General features: G+C 65.2%; 15 protein-coding genes and 1 riboswitch. Of the genes, 4 read left to right on the top strand and 11 right to left on the bottom strand.

The genetic code is table 11. The annotated features are described in order from the left end of the window. Positions 1-42 precede the first annotated feature (42 nt). On the bottom strand, positions 43-891 hold the full coding sequence (gene thiD / locus ACV17W_RS10890) for a bifunctional hydroxymethylpyrimidine kinase/phosphomethylpyrimidine kinase (RefSeq protein WP_462592355.1): 849 nt from the start codon (positions 889-891) through the stop codon (positions 43-45). Then, positions 888-1697: a thiazole synthase gene (locus tag ACV17W_RS10885; protein ID WP_462592354.1), complete on the bottom strand. Its 810-nt coding sequence runs from the start codon at positions 1695-1697 to the stop codon at positions 888-890. The genes thiD and ACV17W_RS10885 overlap by 4 nt, the downstream gene beginning before the upstream one ends. A gap of 204 nt (positions 1698-1901) precedes the next feature. On the opposite strand from ACV17W_RS10885, the gene amaB reads away from it, so the two are divergent. Next, the gene (gene amaB / locus ACV17W_RS10880) at positions 1902-3392 is read left to right on the top strand and encodes an L-piperidine-6-carboxylate dehydrogenase (RefSeq protein ID WP_462592353.1); all 1491 of its coding nucleotides are present in this window, start codon (positions 1902-1904) and stop codon (positions 3390-3392) included. A gap of 49 nt (positions 3393-3441) precedes the next feature. Here amaB and ACV17W_RS10875 read toward each other — a convergent pair whose 3' ends face one another. The 6 genes from ACV17W_RS10875 to ACV17W_RS10850 form a co-directional block, all read right to left on the bottom strand. Further along, positions 3442-3732, bottom strand: coding sequence for a hypothetical protein (locus tag ACV17W_RS10875; RefSeq protein ID WP_462592352.1), 291 nt, complete (start codon positions 3730-3732; stop codon positions 3442-3444). A 32-nt stretch (positions 3733-3764) separates the two neighbouring features. Then, the gene (locus ACV17W_RS10870) at positions 3765-4736 is read right to left on the bottom strand and encodes a WD40 repeat domain-containing protein (protein WP_462592351.1); all 972 of its coding nucleotides are present in this window, start codon (positions 4734-4736) and stop codon (positions 3765-3767) included. Then, the gene (locus ACV17W_RS10865) at positions 4737-5762 is read right to left on the bottom strand and encodes a CobW family GTP-binding protein (protein ID WP_462592350.1); all 1026 of its coding nucleotides are present in this window, start codon (positions 5760-5762) and stop codon (positions 4737-4739) included. A 5-nt stretch (positions 5763-5767) separates the two neighbouring features. Beyond that, on the bottom strand, positions 5768-6880 hold the full coding sequence (locus ACV17W_RS10860; protein WP_462592349.1) for an LVIVD repeat-containing protein: 1113 nt from the start codon (positions 6878-6880) through the stop codon (positions 5768-5770). Between the two features lie 35 nt (positions 6881-6915). Further along, entirely contained in the window at positions 6916-7866 is a 951-nt protein-coding gene (locus tag ACV17W_RS10855) for a tripartite tricarboxylate transporter substrate binding protein (RefSeq protein WP_462592348.1), read from the bottom strand. Between the two features lie 95 nt (positions 7867-7961). Beyond that, positions 7962-8303: a RidA family protein gene (locus ACV17W_RS10850; RefSeq protein ID WP_462592347.1), complete on the bottom strand. Its 342-nt coding sequence runs from the start codon at positions 8301-8303 to the stop codon at positions 7962-7964. Positions 8304-8575: 272 nt separating this feature from the next. Here ACV17W_RS10850 and ACV17W_RS10845 point away from each other — a divergent pair, with 272 nt between their 5' ends. Then, complete coding sequence (locus tag ACV17W_RS10845) at positions 8576-9529, top strand: LysR substrate-binding domain-containing protein (RefSeq protein WP_462592346.1); 954 nt, start codon at positions 8576-8578, stop codon at positions 9527-9529. A 46-nt stretch (positions 9530-9575) separates the two neighbouring features. On the opposite strand, the gene ACV17W_RS10840 is transcribed toward ACV17W_RS10845, so the two are convergent. Together ACV17W_RS10840 and ACV17W_RS10835 are read right to left on the bottom strand one after the other, a co-directional pair. Further along, complete coding sequence (locus ACV17W_RS10840; protein WP_462592345.1) at positions 9576-10514, bottom strand: cobalamin-binding protein; 939 nt, start codon at positions 10512-10514, stop codon at positions 9576-9578. Between the two features lie 142 nt (positions 10515-10656). Then, complete coding sequence (locus tag ACV17W_RS10835) at positions 10657-12675, bottom strand: TonB-dependent receptor (protein WP_462592344.1); 2019 nt, start codon at positions 12673-12675, stop codon at positions 10657-10659. A 68-nt stretch (positions 12676-12743) separates the two neighbouring features. After that, positions 12744-12905, bottom strand: a riboswitch (cobalamin riboswitch). A gap of 92 nt (positions 12906-12997) precedes the next feature. Here ACV17W_RS10835 and metH point away from each other — a divergent pair. Together metH and ACV17W_RS10825 are read left to right on the top strand one after the other, a co-directional pair. Further along, entirely contained in the window at positions 12998-16771 is a 3774-nt protein-coding gene (gene metH, locus ACV17W_RS10830; RefSeq protein WP_462592343.1) for a methionine synthase, read from the top strand. Between the two features lie 135 nt (positions 16772-16906). Continuing rightward, positions 16907-17695 carry a helix-turn-helix transcriptional regulator gene (locus ACV17W_RS10825; protein ID WP_462592342.1) on the top strand — a complete coding sequence of 263 codons (789 nt, stop codon included), beginning with the start codon at positions 16907-16909 and terminating at the stop codon, positions 17693-17695. Between the two features lie 45 nt (positions 17696-17740). Here the strand turns inward: ACV17W_RS10825 and mutY are convergent, their stop codons facing one another. Then, on the bottom strand, positions 17741-18799 hold the full coding sequence (gene mutY, locus ACV17W_RS10820) for an A/G-specific adenine glycosylase (RefSeq protein ID WP_462592341.1): 1059 nt from the start codon (positions 18797-18799) through the stop codon (positions 17741-17743). Between the last annotated feature and the right edge of the window lie 48 nt (positions 18800-18847).

Genomic DNA, 18847 nt, shown 5'->3' with positions numbered 1-18847 from the left:
TTGCATTTCTGGGAGTCCGGCCCCGGAAGGGCCGGACGTGTCTTACCACCAGGCGTGAAAATGGTGCGTGGGCCCGTGCCCCGAACCTACTTGCAGGCGGTCGGCATGCCGCAGCGCTTCGGCCAGGTAAGCCTTGGCGCGCCGGGCTGCTTCGGGCACGTCGTCGACCTGCGGCAGCAGTGCCGCCAGGGCCGCCGACAGGGTGCAGCCGGTGCCATGGGTATTGCGTGTTTCGATGCGGTGGCCGGGCAGTTCGATCATGCGGTCGCCGTCGTGCAGCAGGTCGACGGTGTCATTGCCGGGCAAATGGCCGCCCTTGAGCATGACCCAGCGCTGGCCGGAGTACGCCATGATGTTGCGCAGGCGCTCGGCCACGCGGCGCATCTCTTTGACGGTTTCCACCGGGCGCTCGTCGAGCAGCACGCCGGCTTCCGGCAGGTTGGGGGTAAGCAGCGTGGCTTGCGGCAGCAGCGCTTCGCGCAGCGCCCCGACAGCTTCGCGTTCGAGCAGCAGATCGCCGCTCTTGGCCACCATGACGGGGTCGAGCACGACGTGGGGCGGCGTCCACCTGGCCAGCTTTTCGGCCACCACTTCGGTTACGGGCTGTTGGCCCAGCATGCCGATTTTGACGGCGTCGATGCGCACATCGGTGAACACGGTGTCGATCTGCAGGCCGACGAAGGCCGGCGCCACCGGCGCGATGCCCGTGACACCCTGGGTGTTCTGCGCCGTGAGCGCAGCAACCACCGCGCAGCCATACGCGCCCAGGGCGCTCATGGCCTTGACGTCGGCCAGCACCCCCGCGCCGCCCGAGGGATCGACGCCGGCGATACTGAGGACGTTGGGGATGGGCCGTGCCCCAGTGGAGGAGTGCGGGCGCGGGGCGCTCATTTGGTGGCGGCCGGCGCGCCGGTGATCAGGCCTTCGGTCGGCGAGCTGGGCGCGCCGCTGTACAGCTTGCGCGGCATACGTCCCGCGCGGAACGCGTCGCGTCCTGCCGCCACGGCATTTTTCATGGCGCGTGCCATCAGGATGGGGTCCTGGGCCGCGGCAATGGCGGAATTCATCAGCACGCCGTCGCAACCCAGTTCCATGGCGATCGCGGCATCCGATGCCGTGCCTACGCCAGCGTCCACCAGCACCGGTACGCGCGCCTGGTCGATGATCAGGCGCAGGTTCCACGGGTTGAGAATGCCCATTCCGGAGCCGATGAGCGAAGCCAGCGGCATCACGGCCACCACCCCGAGGTCTTCGAGCATGCGGCACTGGATGGGATCGTCGGTGCAATACACCATGACCTTGAAGCCATCGGCCACCAGGGTCTTGGCCGCCTGCAGGGTTTCCGGCATGTTGGGGAACAGCGTGTGCGAGTCGCCCAGCACTTCCAGCTTGACCAGGTCGTGGCCGTCGAGCAGTTCGCGCGCCAGCCGCAACGTGCGCACGGCGTCGTCGGCGCTGTAGCAGCCGGCAGTATTGGGCAGCAGGGTGAACTGCGAGGGCGGCACGTGATCGAGCAGGCTGGGCTCGCCGGGGTTCTGCCCGATATTGGTACGGCGGATGGCCACCGTGACGATTTCGGCGCCGCTGGCGTCCAGGGCGGCACGGGTCTGGGCGAAATCTTTGTACTTGCCGGTGCCCACCAGCAGGCGCGACTGGTATTCGCGTCCGGCGATGGTCAGGGTGTCAGGAGTGTTCATGGTGAAGCGAAAAGGAAAAAAACGGCGTGCCCGCACGAGGCAGCGGCCAGGATATGTGTCCATGATAAAGCACCCGCGGGGCTGACGCCGGCGGATCATGAATAAACGGAATGAACCGAGCGGTTTTTGTCGTTTGGCGGGCCGCCGGCCCGTCTGCATACTTGCCGCATTCCATTGTTTTTCCGTTGTTTCCAAGGAGCCCCCATGGTTGACCATCTGCTGGATAGTCTCGGCGTGAGCGCATCGACCTATACCGGCGGCGAGCATGCCGTCCATACGCCCATCGACGGCAGCCGTATCGGTTCGGTTCGGCTCGACGACGCAGACGCCGTTGCCGCCAGGATCGAAATCGCCGCCCGGGCTTTCGATGTGTGGCGGGCCGTGCCCGCGCCCAGGCGCGGCGAGCTTGTTCGCCTGTTCGGCGACAGGTTGCGCCGTCATAAGCAGGCGTTGGGCGAACTGGTTTCCTGGGAAACGGGCAAGATTGCCCAGGAAGGCCTGGGGGAAGTCCAGGAAATGATAGACATCTGCGATTTCGCGGTGGGATTGTCCCGGCAGCTTTACGGCCTGACCATCGCCTCCGAGCGGCCGGGCCACCATATGCGCGAAACCTGGCATCCACTGGGTGTGGTCGGCGTCATCAGCGCGTTCAATTTTCCTGTTGCGGTGTGGGCATGGAATACGGCGTTGGCGCTCGTCGCGGGCAATTCCGTAATATGGAAGCCTTCCGAGAAGACCCCCCTGACCGCCCTTGCAAGCCAGGCCCTGCTGGAGCAGGCGATACAGGAGTTCGGCGAGGCGCCCCCGGGGTTGAGCCAAGTGTGCCTGGGTGATCGGGCCGCCGGCCAGGCACTGGTGGATGATCCGCGGGTCGCATTGGTCAGCGCGACGGGCAGCACGCAGATGGGCCGTGCGGTGGGCCAGCGTCTGGCCGCCCGTTTCGGACGTGGCATTCTCGAGCTGGGCGGCAACAACGCCATGATTCTGGCTCCCAGCGCCGACCTGGACCTCGCGGTCCGGGCGATCCTGTTCGCGGCTGTAGGCACTGCGGGGCAGCGCTGCACATCGTTGCGCCGCCTGATCGTCCACGAATCCGTCAAAGCCGAGATTCTGAGCCGGCTGAAGACCGCCTACTCGATGGTTCGTGTCGGGCATCCCTTGCAGGACAGCCTGGTCGGTCCCCTGATAGACAAGGCCAGCTTCGCGGCGATGCAGGACGCCCTGGCGCGCGCGAAGGACGGCGGCGGCACCGTCTATGGCGGAGAACGCCTGCTTCAGGCCGAATACCCCGATGCCTATTATGTGTCGCCAGCCATCGTCGAGATGCCGGCACAGACGGATGTGGTGCGCCGCGAAACCTTCGCGCCGATTCTTTATGTGATGAGCTATACCGACATCAATACTGCGATACGGATGAACAACGACGTGCCGCAGGGTCTGTCGTCTTGCATATTCACTACGGACCTTCGCGAGGCCGAACTGTTCCAGAGCGCGCGGGGAAGCGACTGCGGCATTGCCAATGTCAATATCGGCACCAGCGGCGCCGAGATCGGCGGAGCGTTTGGCGGTGAAAAAGAAACCGGCGGGGGCAGGGAGTCCGGCAGCGATGCCTGGAAGGCGTATATGCGCCGGCAGACCAATACCGTGAACTATACGCGCGAGTTGCCGCTGGCACAGGGCATCAGCTTCGGCTAGCCGCCCCGGCCATCCGCCGGCGTCGCCGGGGCGCCAGGCGGATGGCGGGTCAGTCGCCCACGCAGCGCAATCCGGTGCCCGAAGGGCGCGGGCGCGGCTGTCGCGCCTGCAGCAGCGCCAGGTAGGACACAGCGATCTTGCGGGCGGCAAACATGCGTTCGAACGCCCGCATGTCGATCGCACCGCACTTCGGGTTGAAAAAAGCGTCCCAATCCCGGGCCGACACACGGCTGCCCTTCATCGAGGCCTCGACCTTGCGCGTCTGGCGTATCAAGGCTTCTGACGCCGGCTGGACCTCGCGGTAATAGCCGCGGTCTTCATAATCAAAATCTGCGCACATGGTCAGCTCGCGAGAATCAGTGATGGACGCGTTCAGTGGGTCAGGACGGAGCCGCAATCGCCCGATTGGGATCCGTAGGCGAGCCGAACGCCATCGGGATGCCAGGCCAGCGCGGTGAGACTGTCGCGGCCGGCCTGGCCGACGATCTTGCGGTGGTCTCCCTCGATGCTTTCAAGCACGATGGCGCCGTCTGAATAGCCGACCGCGACCCACGCGTTGGCGGGATGGCACGCGACGGCGGTGACGCAATGCTGCGGCCGATCGCCGAGTACCAGGGGTGGGGCGCCGACAGGCCCCTGGGGACTGGTGAACGGCCACAGCACCGCGCCCCGGCTGCCGTTGGTGGCCAGCCAGTTGCCGTCGGGCGACCAGGACCAATCCGTGACGGGGCGTTCATAGCCCAGCATGCGGAAATGCCTGGGCGTGGTCAGGCACCAGCCGTGCAGCCCGCCGTCGCGCATGGCCATGAGCAGGAACCTGCCATCCGGCGAAAAGGTCATGCGCGTGGGTACGCCCTTCCACGGCAAATAACGTGGCGGCCCCGCCCGGCCGCATTCGTGCAGCATCACTCCGTCGTACAGGCCGATAGCCAGCAGTTGCCCGGAGGGGTCGAAGGCCAACGACTCTACAGAGCGGGGCTGGGCGAGCTCGGCCCAGCCGCCGTCCGCATCCTTCAGCCAGACCGTCCGTCCAGACGCGTATGCGATCCGGCCGTCGGCGGCGACGGCGAGCGCCGACGCCCACTTTTTCCCCGTGCTGGCGACGCGGGCCAGCTGCCGTTCGCAATAGGCCTGCAAGCATCCGTCGTCGCCGGCCGTCACCAGGCCGCCATCCGGCAGGGGGTGAACCAGCAGGACATCGCCGTCGTGCATCCGCGTCGTGCTGCGGCCCTGGAGGGCCGTGACGTGCAGATCGCCGCGCTCGGCCAGGAAGCAGGCGTCTTCTCCGTGGAAGGCCGCCAGCAGGCAGGGGCTGCCGATATCGAGACGAGAGAGCGTCCGCATTCAGGCCTGGCAGCGCTTGAAGGCTTCCCGCAGACCGGCCACGTCCAGCTGACGCCCGATGAACACCAGCCGGCTGTCGCGTGTCTGCCCCGGACCCCACGCCCGTTGGTGTTCGCCTTCGACAATCATGTGTACACCTTGGATGACGTATTTGTTTTCCTCGCCGGCGAAGGCCAGTATGCCCTTCAGGCGCAGAATGTCCGGGCCTTGCTCTTCAACCAGTCGGTGGATCCAGGGGAAGAACCGGTTGCCGTCGAGCTCGCCCGCGCGCAGCGACACCGACTGGATGCCATGCAAGTGTCCCGCATGTGATTCAGCATGGTGGCTGCAGTGTTCGTCATGCACGTGATCGGGCCCGTCATGGCAGTGCGGCGCCATCGAAAAGAACCCATCGGCCTCGTCGAGACGGTTCAGGTCGAATGCGCCTATGGCCAGGATGCGCGACAGATCGATGTCGGCGTGCCGGGTGCGATAGCGTGCGGCGTGCGGGTTGATCCCGGCGATGCGGCGCTCGAGTTCATCTGCGCTATCGGCCGACACGAGGTCGGTCTTGTTGATCAGGACCACATCCGCGTAGGCCAGCTGATGGGACGCCTCGGCGCTGTCGTGCAGCCGCAGCGGAAGGTGCAGCGCGTCCACGAGCGCCACGACGCTGTCCAACGCCGTTCTGCTTTGCACTTCTTCGTCCATGAAAAAGGTCTGCACGACCGGCGCGGGATCGGCAAGGCCGGTCGTTTCCAGCACGATGGCATCGAATCGTCCCGGCCGCCGCAGCAGCTTCTTCAGAACGCCTATCAGGTCGCCCCGTACCGTGCAGCATACGCAGCCGTTGTTCATTTCGTAGATTTCTTCTTCAGACTCTACGATCAGGTCGTTGTCGATCCCGATTTCGCCGAACTCGTTGACGATGACCGCATAGCGCTTGCCCTGCTGCTGCGTGAGGATGCGATTGAGCAGGGTGGTCTTGCCCGCGCCCAGATAGCCGGTCAGGACGGTGACGGGTATCTTTTCCACAGAGGTGCTCATGAAAGTCAGGTGCGTTCCAGTATGTGCATTCCGCGGTTGCGATCGATGATGTAGATGAGCCCTTCCTTGGTCAGGAATACATCATTGGTCGAGGCCCGGTCGAACCCCGGTATGTCCGGGACGAAGTGCGCGACTTCCCGCGGAGCGTGGGGGTTCTTGATGTCGACCACGCGCAGCCCGTTGGCGAACCAGGCGACCGGGATCTCGGTGCCATAGACCTGTTCGGCGGGCTGATGGCAGCCGGTGTATTCCGGCATGTTCTTGTCTTGCAGCCCTTCGATCTGGTAGGTGGATATCGGAACAGGCTGAGTCTCGTCCGTGATGTCCACGAGCCACATGAACGGGGGCGGCGACGGGCGTAGCTTGCGTACGTCTTCGTCTGCCACGACCGCGATCTTGCGTCCGGCCAGATCGAACGGCATGGGCAGGACAGTGTGCGTGGGGTGCGGAAAACTCGGGCTGTACGACAGATGCGACACCAGCTTGGGCTTGCTCATGTCTTCGATGTCGAGTATTACCATGCCGCCGTGCCAGTAGGCGACGTACAGCCGGTTTCCGCGGCGAAGCACCTGGTGGCACCACGTCATCCGATAGCCTTCATCCGGGGTCTCGCCGCCCGCCACCCATTGGCCGGGCATCCACCAGCGGCCTACCTCTTGCGGTCGGGCGGGGTCCTTCAGATCGAGAATCATCGCGATGTTCAGGTGGTATCCCTCGACCTCGGGCGTGATGTATGCATAGCGGCCGTCGAAGTCGAAGCGGTGCACGCCGGTGCCGGCGGTTTTCCAGAAACTGATCTGCCTGGGCCGTGTCGGATCCGAAACGTCGTAAATGGCAAGGCCGCCCTGGAAGTTTTCGCCGAGTATGTAGGGGGGAGGGCATTCCCAGTTGACCAGCATCAGGTCGTTCTCGACCCGGACTTTATGGCTGTGCACCCCTTCGGGGATGGCAATATGGGCCACCTGCCGGGGATGCGCGGGATCGCTGATGTCCAGGATGGTCGTGCCCGCCGGGGCCTCCATGTGCGCGATGTAGGCGTAGTTGCCCTGCACATACACTTGCCCACCACCCGGGCAATCGAATTGCCCGATGCACTTCAGACCTTTTATATCCGCCATGGCGTGATGCCTCTCCTGGTGATTCGACTTAGGGGTTATTGCTTGATCAAGCCGAGCGACTTGAGCAGTTCTGTGTGTTTCCTGAACTCGGACCAGAGCATGGCCTTCGTGTCCGCGCCATTCATGTAATTGATGCGAACTTCCCGCGAGACCACGAATTTCTTGAACTCGGGGTCGTCCAGCGCTTCTTTGAAGGCGTCATGCATGTACTGGCGCAGCCCTGCGTCCATGTTCTTGGGGGCAAAGAAGAAGAACTGCAGCTGCACGCCGATGTCGTATCCCATTTCTTTGAATGTAGGGACGTCGGGGTAGTATTCGACGCGTTCAGCTTCGAATACGCCGAGTATGCGCAGGCGCCCTTCGTTCAGCATGGGCCTGCCTTCGCCCGCATTGATCACCAGCGCGTCGACGTGGCCACCCACCAGGGCTACGCTGCTTTGCGACCAGCCCGCATAAGGCACTTCGACGACGTCGATGTCGGCCGCCTGTATCAGCTGCGCCATGTTCAGATGCGCGGCTGTGCCCACGCCGGTGTACCCGAGGCTGAACTTGTTGGGCGCGGCCTTGGCTGCCGCAATGAACTCCTGCGCCGTCTTCCATGGTGCGTCCGCGCGCACGGCCAACAGTTGGTACGACGAGACGATATTGATGATCGGCTCGATGTCATCGGGGTTCTTGTAGGCGACGGCGTTGATCTGCGGCACATCGACAATGGCGCCGGTGGGCGAGAAGCCGATGGTGAGATCCTCCGGCTTGGAATTCACGACCGCCGTGATGCCGATCGAGCCCCCGGCGCCCGTCCGATTGACGGCAATGACGCCATGCGGGAAGCGATGGCGCGCTTTCTCTACCGCCATGCGGGCAACCAGGTCGGTCAGTCCGCTCACAGTGAAGGGGTTGATCATGGTGACCGGGCCCGCGGGCGCTTGCGCCAGTGCGGTTCCTGACACGGCGGCAAGCACCAGTGCAGCTATCGCTCTTCTCATTGCATTTCCCCTTGAATGAGACGCCTGCCGGCATGGCGGCGTCTTCGACTTCGTGAATCGGATGATTTCGCTATACGGGGCGGTATGCGCGGCGGCTAGCGTGCGGCCACCACCTGGACCTCGACAAGGAATCGCGGGTCTGCAAGACGCGCTTCCATGGGCGTGCGCGCAGGCGTGCGCCCCGGCACTGCCCAGGCGTCCCAGACTTCGTTGAATGCCTCCAGGTCACGCATGTCTTTCAACATCACCAGGGCCGAGATGACGCGGGTCCGGTCGGTTCCGCTGCGAGCCAGGAGGCTGTCGATCTGATCGAGCACTTGTTGCGCCTGGCCCTTGAGATCGGCACTCGCGTCCGACGCTACCTGTCCGGCGAGATACACCGTGTCGCCGTGAATCACGGCCTTGCTGTAGCGGGGATTGCTTTCCAGATATTCCATGGCTCTTCGTATGGATGCGCCTGGGCGCTCGGTATGGAGTTCCAATCGTCGTGGCTGGACAAGGGCTGCTTCGGTTCGTAATATCCACGCGTCCAGTATGCTGATGCACCGGGCAGGCGCTCAGTTTCGAACATTGATGCCGGTCCGCGATTGCCTGTATGCCTCGACCTGCATCCGAGGCCATCCTATCAAGCTGACCCGGGGGGTGAAAGCGATGAATTGACATCGGATCATCTGAATTTTTCATCACCTTCCCCCCGACCCCACACACGATGAAACTGAACCGACGCCTAGTCCCGAATCTGCTCATTCTGCAAACGTTCGAATGCGCGGCGCGTCATGGCAGCTTCACCCAGGCGGGCAAAGAGTTGAACCTGACCCAGAGCGGAGTCAGCCGACATATCAAAGAGCTGGAGTCGCGTCTGGACCTTCAGCTGTTCGACCGCGTAAGGCAACGCGTCAGCCTGTCTGCAGCCGGCGCGCGGCTTCTGCCCGAAGCGCGCCGCCTGCTCGATAGTGTCGAAGGCACGATGTTGCATTTCATGGCGGGCGCCCAGGCCAGCAACCATCTCGCCATCGCCGCCCCGGGCACGTTCAGCAGCCGCTGGCTGATTCCGCGGCTGCCGGGTTTCCTGGCGCGGCATCCCGATACGGTGGTCAGCTTCCAGGGCAGCGTGCCCTCTTTTTCAGGCGAATTCGCCCCGTTCGACGTCGCAGTGCATTTCGGCCGGCCGGTATGGGCGCATGCGTCCTGCACTTATCTCTGTCGAGAAATCGTGCTTCCCGTGGCCAGCCCGGCGTTGCTGCGAACGCATCCCGTAAATACCGCGCGCGACCTGGCCGACGTTCCACTGCTGCACGTGAACGCGCGGTCCACGGCCTGGGAGGCCTGGTTCGACGGCCTGGGCCTGGATACCGGCACAGCCTACCGGGGCCATCATTTCGACCAGTTCTCGATGTTGATCGCCGCCGCCGCAAGTGGCATGGGCGCGGCGCTGCTGCCGACGTACCTCATAGAAAGCGAGTTGCGCGATGGCACGCTGCAAGTCATGCTGGACGAGCCGCTGTCTACCGACAAGGCTTACTTCCTGGTCGTGCCTGAAGACAAGGCCGACGATCCGATCGTCCAGGCATTCTGCGAATGGATCGGAAGTCAGGTGTCCGGCGGGGAGACGGGCGCGGATGCGTTGATCGGCCCGCTGCCGAGTAGCGGCACGAGCTTGTGACCCTGGCCGGTAACGGCCCGTTGAAGTGGCGCACCGGCAGCGGCGATCAGCCGCGCGCGCTGTCCAACGCCTCGCACAGCTGTTCTGCCGCGTCGATCAGGCGAGGCCCGGGCCGATACAGCGCGTCCGCATCCACCCCCACCACATGGCCGCGCTCGGCGGCCGGCAAGCCTCTCTGCAGCCAGGCCTGGCGGCTGGCCCGGGTGTCATCGGGCGTAATGGTGCCTACCAGCACGGCGTCGGGCCGCGCGGCCAGCACGCTTTCCAGTGACACTTGGGGCGCAAGCACGGGCGCCTTCTCGAAAACGTTCACCCCGCCGCACAGCCGCACGGCGTCGCTGACGATGCTGGCGCCGTTCAGCGTGTAAATGGGCTGCAGTCCTGCCTCGATGAACACCCTCACGGGTGCACGCCCAGAGTAGCGGGCAGACAGCGCCGCCAGCCGGTCGCGCAACGCGGCGGCGGCCGGCCCGGCCCGGTCTTCGGTGCCGAACAGGCGGCCCACGGTTTCCACCGCATCTGCAATGTCGCCCAATGTGCGTGGATCGCTGTAGTAGACCGGAACGCCCATGCGCCGCATCAGGTCGCCCAGCGGGTCCGGCGTGGCGGGCTGCCAGGCGATGAGCAGGTCCGGGCGCAGCGCGGCGGCGCTTTCCAGGTTGGGCCGGAGCGCATCCCCGATCGAGGGCAGGGCGCGTGCATTCGGGGGGTAGTCGCTGCCCTTTGCTGTTCCTGCAAGATAGTCACCGGCGCCCGCCGCATACACCAGTTCGGTTGCGTGCGGCGTGATCGTGATGGCGCGGCGCGCCGGCGCGTCCAGCGAAATGGTGCGCCCCTGGTCATCGCGCAGAATGACCCCGGCGCCTGCCGTGTGCGAGGCATCCCGCGGCGCGGAGGCGGGCGCCATTGCGCTGGCCGCCATGGCCGCGCCCGCGAGCCCGAAAGCCGCCAGGGCGAAGGCGGACGACCGGGCGGCCGCGGACATGTCGGCGGCCGGCCTGCTTTGAGCATGCGAACCGTGCATAAGCCGCGAAACCAGGCCTCGGCAGGCCGGCGCTTGCGCGGGGCGCATCCGGCGCGCCGGCGGACGATCTGGCGGACAGCGCCGCAAAGTCGGTGCGGGCACGTCAGTAACGCAGTGTCAGGGCGGCCTGTACGTTGCGGCCGGCGGCCGGGTACAGATTGTAGGGGCCGCTGCCGCCCGTGCTGCCCGCGCGTATGCCGTAGGTGGCGTACTCGCGATCGAACAGATTGTTCACGGCAAGGCTGCCGGACAGGTGCCGGGTGAATGCATAGCCGATCTTGCCGTTCACCAGCACATAGTCATCCAGCTGCCGGTCAAACTGATTGGCCTGGTCGTTGTCCATGCGCGCCTTGCCCACATACTGAGCCGACACGCTGACGAACATCCGGTCGTCCGGCCGCCATGTGGCGCCGAGGTTGGCCAGCCACTTGGGCACCAGCGGCACGGTGTTGCCCGCCAGATCCACGCCACCATAGGTGCCGGACCGGAACTTGGCCTGCAACCAGGTCACGTTGGCGTCCAGTGAGATGCCAGACGTCAGTGCGTGGTGGCCTTCCAGCTCGAGACCCTGGCGCCGGGTGGGGTCCAGATTGACGTTTGTGAACGTCACCGGGTTGTACTGGATCTCGTTGGTCAGGTCGTAGCGGAACCAGGTCAGGCGGGCCGCAGACGCGTCGCCCTGCCACAGGACGCCCAGCTCCCTGTCGAGGGACGTCTGCGGCTTCAGGGGAGTGGCCACGTACAGCACCTCGTCGGAATTGGCCAGGCGGAAGCTGCGCCCCAGCTTGCCATAAGCGCTGAAACCGTTGCGCAACTCCTGGCGCACGGCCAATTGCCAGGCGCCCAGGTGTCGGGTCTGGTCCGAGTTTCCGCTGAAGCCGGACAACGTTTCCAGGCGGTCGCGGGCGTATTGGCGGCGGCCGCCGAGCGTGATGCGTGTCGTGTCGGTGGCCTGGAACTGCGCTTCGCCGAAGAGCCCATGTTGGCGCTGCTCGGCGCGCCATCGATCGGCCACAGGCGAAAACGAGTATGAGTTGGTCGCGTCCAGGTTGCTGTCCAGCATGTCGACGCCTGCGATCAGCGCGTGCCGGCCGGCCACGGGCAAGTGGTAGCGCAGGCTGCCCGTCGTCTGGTGCAGTTCTTGTGTGCGCGTCGTGTCGCCGAACGGGCTGCCGCTGAATCCGCTCAGCGATTTGTCGCGCTGGCCCAGTTCGGCGTACAGGGTGCCGGCCCCCGCACGCTGTTCGAACTGCGCCCCGAACGCATCGATCTGCGTCTCGATGTAGTCGTCGGGCGTCGAGGTGCCGCGCGGGTCGTCTTTGTACTCGTCCAGTCCGGTGGCAGGATCGACCCGACGCGGGCCGGGCAGGCCCAGCTTCTGGCGCGTGGTGCGGGCGAACAGGCGCACCTGGCCCCCGTCGTGACGGAAGCCGAGGGCCAGGCCGCCGCTGTCGCGGCTCTCGCGATTGTTGTCGCGGTAGTTGTCGGTGCGCAGCGTCTGACCATAGACGTCGACGGTGACGTGCTCGTTCTGCAGGCCGATGGCCGCGTCCAGCTGGTGCAGGCCGTAGCTGCCCACGGTACCCGTGACGCTTGCCGAGGCGGGCTGCCCGTCGGCGTTGCCGCGCTTGGTGATGATGTTGATCACTCCGCCGGTCGTGCCGCCGCCATACTGCACCGACCCGCTGCCTCGCACGATTTCGATGCGTTCGATGCGCTGCAGCGGTACGGTACCCAGCGAGGGTGCCGACAGGTCGTTGTTGTTCTGCGGGATGCCGTCGATCAGGATCAGCGTGTTGCTCAGCCCGGTCAGGCCAAACCCCCTTATATCGACCGCGGCCTGCTCGGCGGCGCCGGTGCTGTTCAGTACATGGATGCCAGCCTGCGTAGACAGCAGGTCCTGAACCGTCATGGCGCTGCTGGTGCTGATCTGCTGCGCAGTCAGCACCGATACCTGTACGGGCTGGTCGCGCGCGTCGACGGGCACGCGCGAGCCGGTCACCGTAATGGCGTCGAGTTGCGAAATGGCAGAAGGGGGGGAAGAAGCTTGCTGGGCGCCTGCCCACAGGGGCACGGAGCAGCTCACGACACCGGCGGCGCGCCGGAGCAATCGGGATGTCATTGGATGAACCTCGGTAGGACGCGCGACCCCGCACGTCGTTCACGGGATAGAGCCGCGCCGGAGCGCGTCTCTACGGGTCGAAACCGGCCGGTATCGGGCTGCCATGCGGCGCTGGGCGCGGCATGGGGACCGTTGCGGGGGCAGCACAGGCTGGGCGCGGGGCGCCTTCCTGTTTCCCGTTTAAGCTCGACGTGCGGGCACGCCGAAGCACCAGTTCGGCCCGAACTGTATCACCCGTGGGCGGGCCACGACCCGTTTTGTTACCATCAAGCGTAGGTTTTCCGGCGTTTTTTCCTTTTTCGCCACATTTCCGAGAGTTCCCGTGCCGTATCCCCGCCTGCCTTATCCGCCCTCGTCATATACGCGGGGCGGCGACTTTGCCCGCCTGCTCGAGCAGCGCATTCTGGTGCTGGACGGCGCCATGGGCACCATGATCCAGCGCTACAAGCTCAGCGAGGCCGATTTCCGCGGCGAGCGTTTCGCCGACCATGGCAAGGATCTGAAGGGCGACAACGAATTGCTGTCGCTGGTACGGCCCGACATCATCGAGGAAATCCACCGGCAGTACCTCGAGGCCGGGGCCGATGTCATCGAGACGAACACTTTCGGGGCGACGTCGGTGGCCCAGGGCGACTACGACCTGCCCGATCTGGCGTACGAGTTGAACCTGGCCTCGGCCCGGCTGGCGCGCGCCGCCTGCGACGCCTACAGCACGCCGGAGCGGCCGCGCTTCGTTGCCGGCGCCCTGGGCCCCCAGCCCAAGACCGCGTCCATATCGCCCGACGTCAATGACCCGGGCGCGCGCAACATCACCTTCGACGAACTGCGTGATGCCTATACCGAGCAGCTGAACGGGCTGCTCGACGGCGGCATCGACATCGTGCTGATCGAGACCATTTTCGATACGCTGAATGCCAAGGCGGCCATCTTTGCCGTGGAATCAGTGTTTGAACAGCGTGGCGTGAGGCTGCCCGTGATGGTCTCGGGCACGGTGACCGACGCTTCGGGACGCATTCTGTCCGGGCAGACGGTCGAGGCGTTCTGGAATTCGGTGCGGCACGCCAGGCCCATCACTATCGGGCTCAACTGCGCGCTGGGGGCGGCGCTGATGCGGCCCTATGTGGCAGAGCTCTCGAAGTTGTGCGACACCTACGTCTGTGTCTATCCCAACGCGGGCTTGCCCAACCCCATGGCCGACACCGGCTTTGATGAAACGCCCGCCGACACCTCGGCCTTGCTCGAAGAGTTCGCGCGCGCGGGCCTCGTCAACATGGCGGGAGGATGCTGCGGCACCACGCCCGACCATATTCGCGCCATCGCCGACAAAGTGGCCACTTTGTCGGCGCGTGTCGTGCCTGAAGTCCCCATCAAGACCCGGCTTTCCGGCCTCGAGCCGCTGAACATCGATGAAGATTCGTTGTTCGTCAACGTGGGCGAGCGCACCAACGTGACCGGCAGCAAGATGTTCGCGCGGCTGATCCGCGAAGAAAAATATGACGAGGCGCTGGCCGTGGCACGCCAGCAAGTCGAAAACGGCGCGCAGATCATCGACATCAACATGGACGAGGCCATGCTGGATTCGGTGGCCTGCATGCACCGATTCCTGAACCTGATCGCGTCCGAACCCGACATCGCTCGGGTGCCGATCATGATCGACAGCTCGAAATGGGAGGTCATCGAGGCCGGCCTGAAGTGCGTGCAGGGCAAGCCCGTGGTGAACTCGATTTCCATGAAAGAGGGCGTCGAGGCCTTCCGGCACCATGCACGCCTGTGCCGGCGCTACGGCGCGGCCGTGGTGGTGATGGCCTTCGACGAAACCGGCCAGGCCGACACCCTGGCGCGGCGCCAGGAAATCTGCGGACGCGCCTACAAGATACTGGTAGAGGAAGAGCAGTTCCCTCCCGAAGACATCATTTTCGACCCCAACGTGTTCGCGGTGGCCACGGGCATCGACGAACACAACCATTACGCGATGGACTTCATCGACAGCGTGCGCTGGGTGCGGCAGAACCTGCCGCATGCGCGCCTGTCGGGCGGCATTTCGAACGTGAGCTTCTCGTTCCGCGGCAACGAGCCCATGCGCGAAGCCATACATACTGTGTTTCTGTATTACGCCATCCGCGAAGGCCTGACGATGGGCATCGTCAACGCGGGCCAGCTGGGTGTGTATGCCGACCTTGAGCCCAGGCTGCGCGACCTGGTCGAAGACGTCATCCTCGATCGTCCCGAGCCCGTGGGCAAGACCGATTCCGCCGACGACCGCACACCGACCGAGCGCCTTGTGCAATTCGCCGACAGCGTCAAGGGCTCGGGCGCCAGGAAAGAAGAAGACCTGGCGTGGCGCGCCGGCCCCGTCGAGCAACGCCTTTCACACGCCCTGGTGCACGGCATAACCACATTCATCGTGGAAGACACCGAAGAGGTGCGCCAGAAAGTCGAGGCACGCGGGGGCCGTCCCATCGAAGTGATCGAGGGTCCGCTGATGGACGGCATGAACGTCGTGGGCGATCTGTTCGGCGCCGGCAAGATGTTCCTGCCGCAAGTGGTGAAATCGGCCAGAGTCATGAAGCAGGCCGTCGCGCACCTGATTCCCTTCATCGAAGAGGAAAAACGCCAGATTGCGGCCGCCGGCGGCGATGTCCGCGCCAAGGGCAAGATGGTGATCGCAACGGTCAAGGGCGACGTCCACGACATCGGCAAGAACATCGTATCGGTGGTCTTGCAATGCAACAACTTCGAGGTCGTCAACATGGGCGTCATGGTGCCCTGCGCGCAGATTCTCGAGAAGGCCAAGGAAGAAAACGCCGATATCGTCGGACTGTCGGGCCTGATCACGCCCAGCCTCGAAGAAATGGCCTACGTGGCCTCGGAAATGCAGCGCGACCCGTACTTCCGCGACCGCAAAATCCCGCTGATGATCGGTGGCGCCACGACCAGCCGAGTGCATACCGCGGTGAAGATTGCGCCGAATTATGACGGCCCGGTGGTGTACACGCCGGACGCCAGCCGCGCCGTGGGCGTGGCGGCCAATCTGGTGTCGGACCAGGCTCATGCCTATATCGACGAAGTGGCGCAAGAATACGAAGACGTGCGCCGCCGCCATGCCAACCGCAAGGCCACGCCGCTGATCCCGCTGGCCGAGGCGCGCGCCGCGCGACCGCATATCGACTGGGTATCCTACACCCCGCCGCGCCCCAAGTTCATCGGCCGGCGCGCATTCAAGAGCTACGACCTGGCCGAGATCGCCAAGTACCTGGACTGGACCCCGTTTTTCCAGACCTGGAGCCTGTTCGGCCAGTTCCCCGCCATTCTGGATGACAAGGTGGTGGGTGAGCAGGCGCGCAAGGTCTATGCCGACGGCCAGGATATGCTCAAGCGCATCATCGATGGCCGCTGGCTGACCGCGAATGGTGCCGTGGCGTTCTATCCCGCCAATACGGTCAACGACGACGATATCGAGGTCTATACCGACGAGTCGCGCAACGAGGTGCTGTTCACGTATCGCAACCTGCGTCAGCAGGGGGTCAAGCGCGAGGGCATCAGCAATAAATGCCTGGCCGACTACATTGCCCCCAAATCCAGCGGGGTGGCCGACTATATCGGGATGTTCGCCGTGACAGCCGGCCTGGGCATCGAGAAAAAAGAGGCCGAGTTCCAGGCTGCGCTCGACGACTACTCCAGCATCATGCTCAAGGCCATGGCCGACCGTCTGGCCGAAGCGTATGCGGAATGCCTGCACGCCCGCGTGCGCCAGGACCTCTGGGGATATGCCGCCGATGAATCGCTCAGCAATGACGACATGATCGCCGAGAAGTACGCCGGCATCCGCCCGGCGCCGGGGTACCCCGCCTGCCCGGAGCACGTGATCAAGCGTGAATTGTTCCAGGTGCTGAACGGCGACGACATCGGCATGCAACTGACCGACAGCTACGCGATGCATCCGGCTTCCAGCGTGTCGGGCTTTTACTTCAGCCATCCGCAATCGCAATACTTCAACGTGGGCACCATAGGCGCCGACCAGCTCGCCGACTACGTGGCCCGCAGCGGGCGCAGCGAAGAGGACGTGCGCAGGACGCTGGCCAGCAACCTGGGGTAGTACCGGCGGCGATCTGCCGCCGTCGTACCCGCGCGGCACCAGGCTTCCGCAGGGCAGCCGGGTGCCGGTAAGATCAGGCCCTGCTCCTAGCCTCATGGTTTCTGCGTACCTGCCTGCATGCCACCATCATCTGCCTTGCTTGATAGCTCTGCTCGCCGCCGGCACGCACTGGGCGAGTTCGTGCGAGCCGCCCGCGCCCGCATCACGCCGCAGATGGCGGGCCTGCCGGAAGGCGTAAGGCGGCGCACGCCCGGCTTGCGCCGTGAAGAAGTGGCCCAGCTGTGCGGCATCAGTGTCACCTGGTACACCTGGATCGAGCAGGGCCGCGAGGTCTCGGTCTCACCGGCCGTTTGGGCGCGCATCGCGGCGGTACTGCAATTGGCCCGCGCCGAGCGAGCGTATCTGTTCGAGCTCGCCGAATGCGCCGACCCGCAGCACCCGCGAGACGACACCATCGAGGCGCCCGGCCTGCTGCGCGAATGCGTCGATGCAATCACCGCGCCCGCCTACGTGCTGGACCGCGCCTGGAACGTGCTGGTGCATAACGCGCCCATGCGCGAGCTGTTCGACGATTGGCCGGTACGCGATGCGCAGCCCAACTTGCTGCGATATATCTTCCTGGAGCCGCCTGCGCGGCAACTGGTGGTCGACTGGGAGCAGCGCGCGCGTCGGGTCGTCGCTGAGTTTCGGGCCGACGCTGGCGCCCATCTGGACGAGCCCGACGTGCTGGCATTGCTCGAGGAGTTGAATCGCGACAGCGACGTGTTCGCCCATTGGTGGACGCGCCACGCGGTGGTCGAGCGCGAAGGGGGGCTGCGCGAGTTCCAGCATCCACGAAGGGGCCGGCTGGCCTACCAGCAGACGACATTCCGCCTGGCCACGCATCCTGATCTGAAGCTCGTGATGCTGCTGGAAGACGCGTAACTCAGTGGCGCTGCCCGCGGCGCAGCGGTCCTGCCCGCGCAGGATTCAGTCAGGCAGCCCGGCCGACAGCAAGCCGTCGAGCAGCTTGCGAACTGGAGCGGGCAAGGCAAGCCCCGGTAATTCGGCCGCGCCGGCCCAGCGTTGCGGCAATCCGGGTTCGGCCACGCCCGCCGCTGCCTTGACCGGAAGATACCAGGGCTTGATGTGCAGCCGGTAGTGCGTGAAGGTGTGCGCGAATGCAGCCAGTTCGTAACGTTGCAGCGGCTCCAGGCCCAGTCGCAGCGAGGCCTGCGCAGGGTCCATGCCGGGCTCGAACTCGGGCAGGCTCCACAGTCCGCCCCAGATACCGGGGGCGGGGCGCTGCTGCAGCAGGATCGCCCCATCGCGTTGCAATACCAGCATGCCGGTCTGGCGTTCGGGTATGGTCTTGCGCACCCTGGGAGTGGGCAGCTCGGCCTGGCGCCCCTCGCGGCGCGCGATGCAGGTGGCGGCCAGCGGGCAGCGTGCGCAATCCGGTTTGCCGCGCGTGCACAGAGTGGCCCCGAGGTCCATCAGGCCCTGCGTATAGGCAGCCATGTCCAGCGAGGGGGTGTCGGCCACCTGCGCTTCGGCCAGGGCCCACAGGCGCTGTTCGATCTCGCGCCGGGCCGGGTCGCCCGCGATGCCGAAATGGCGGGTGAATACGCGCTTGACGTTCCCGTCCAGGATGGGGGCGCGCGCGCCATATGCAAAGGCGGCAATGGCGGCTGCCGTAGACCGGCCGATGCCGGGCAGGGTGGCAATCTGTTCGGCCGAGGGGGGGAACCGCCCGCCCCAGTCGTTCACAATGGCTTGGGCGCAACGGTGGAGATTGCGAGCCCGCGCGTAGTATCCCAGGCCGGCCCAGTAAGGCATGACCTCTTCCTGGGTCGCCGCCGCGAGGGCGGCGACATCGGGAAAGCGTTCCAGGAAGCGCTGGTAATAGGGGATGACGGTGGCGACCTGGGTCTGCTGCAGCATGATCTCTGACAGCCAGATCCGGTAGGGGTCCTGCGTGTGTTGCCAGGGCAAGCCGTGGCGGCCGTGGCTGGCCTGCCAGGCGACGATGCGGAGGGCGAAATCCATAGCGAGGAATTATCGCATCACCCGGTTCGCCTGGCGCCATGCCACTGC

This window comes from Bordetella sp. MIP270_01_BMS (assembly GCF_054958705.1).
This window is presented reverse-complemented; position numbering and strand designations above follow the sequence as displayed.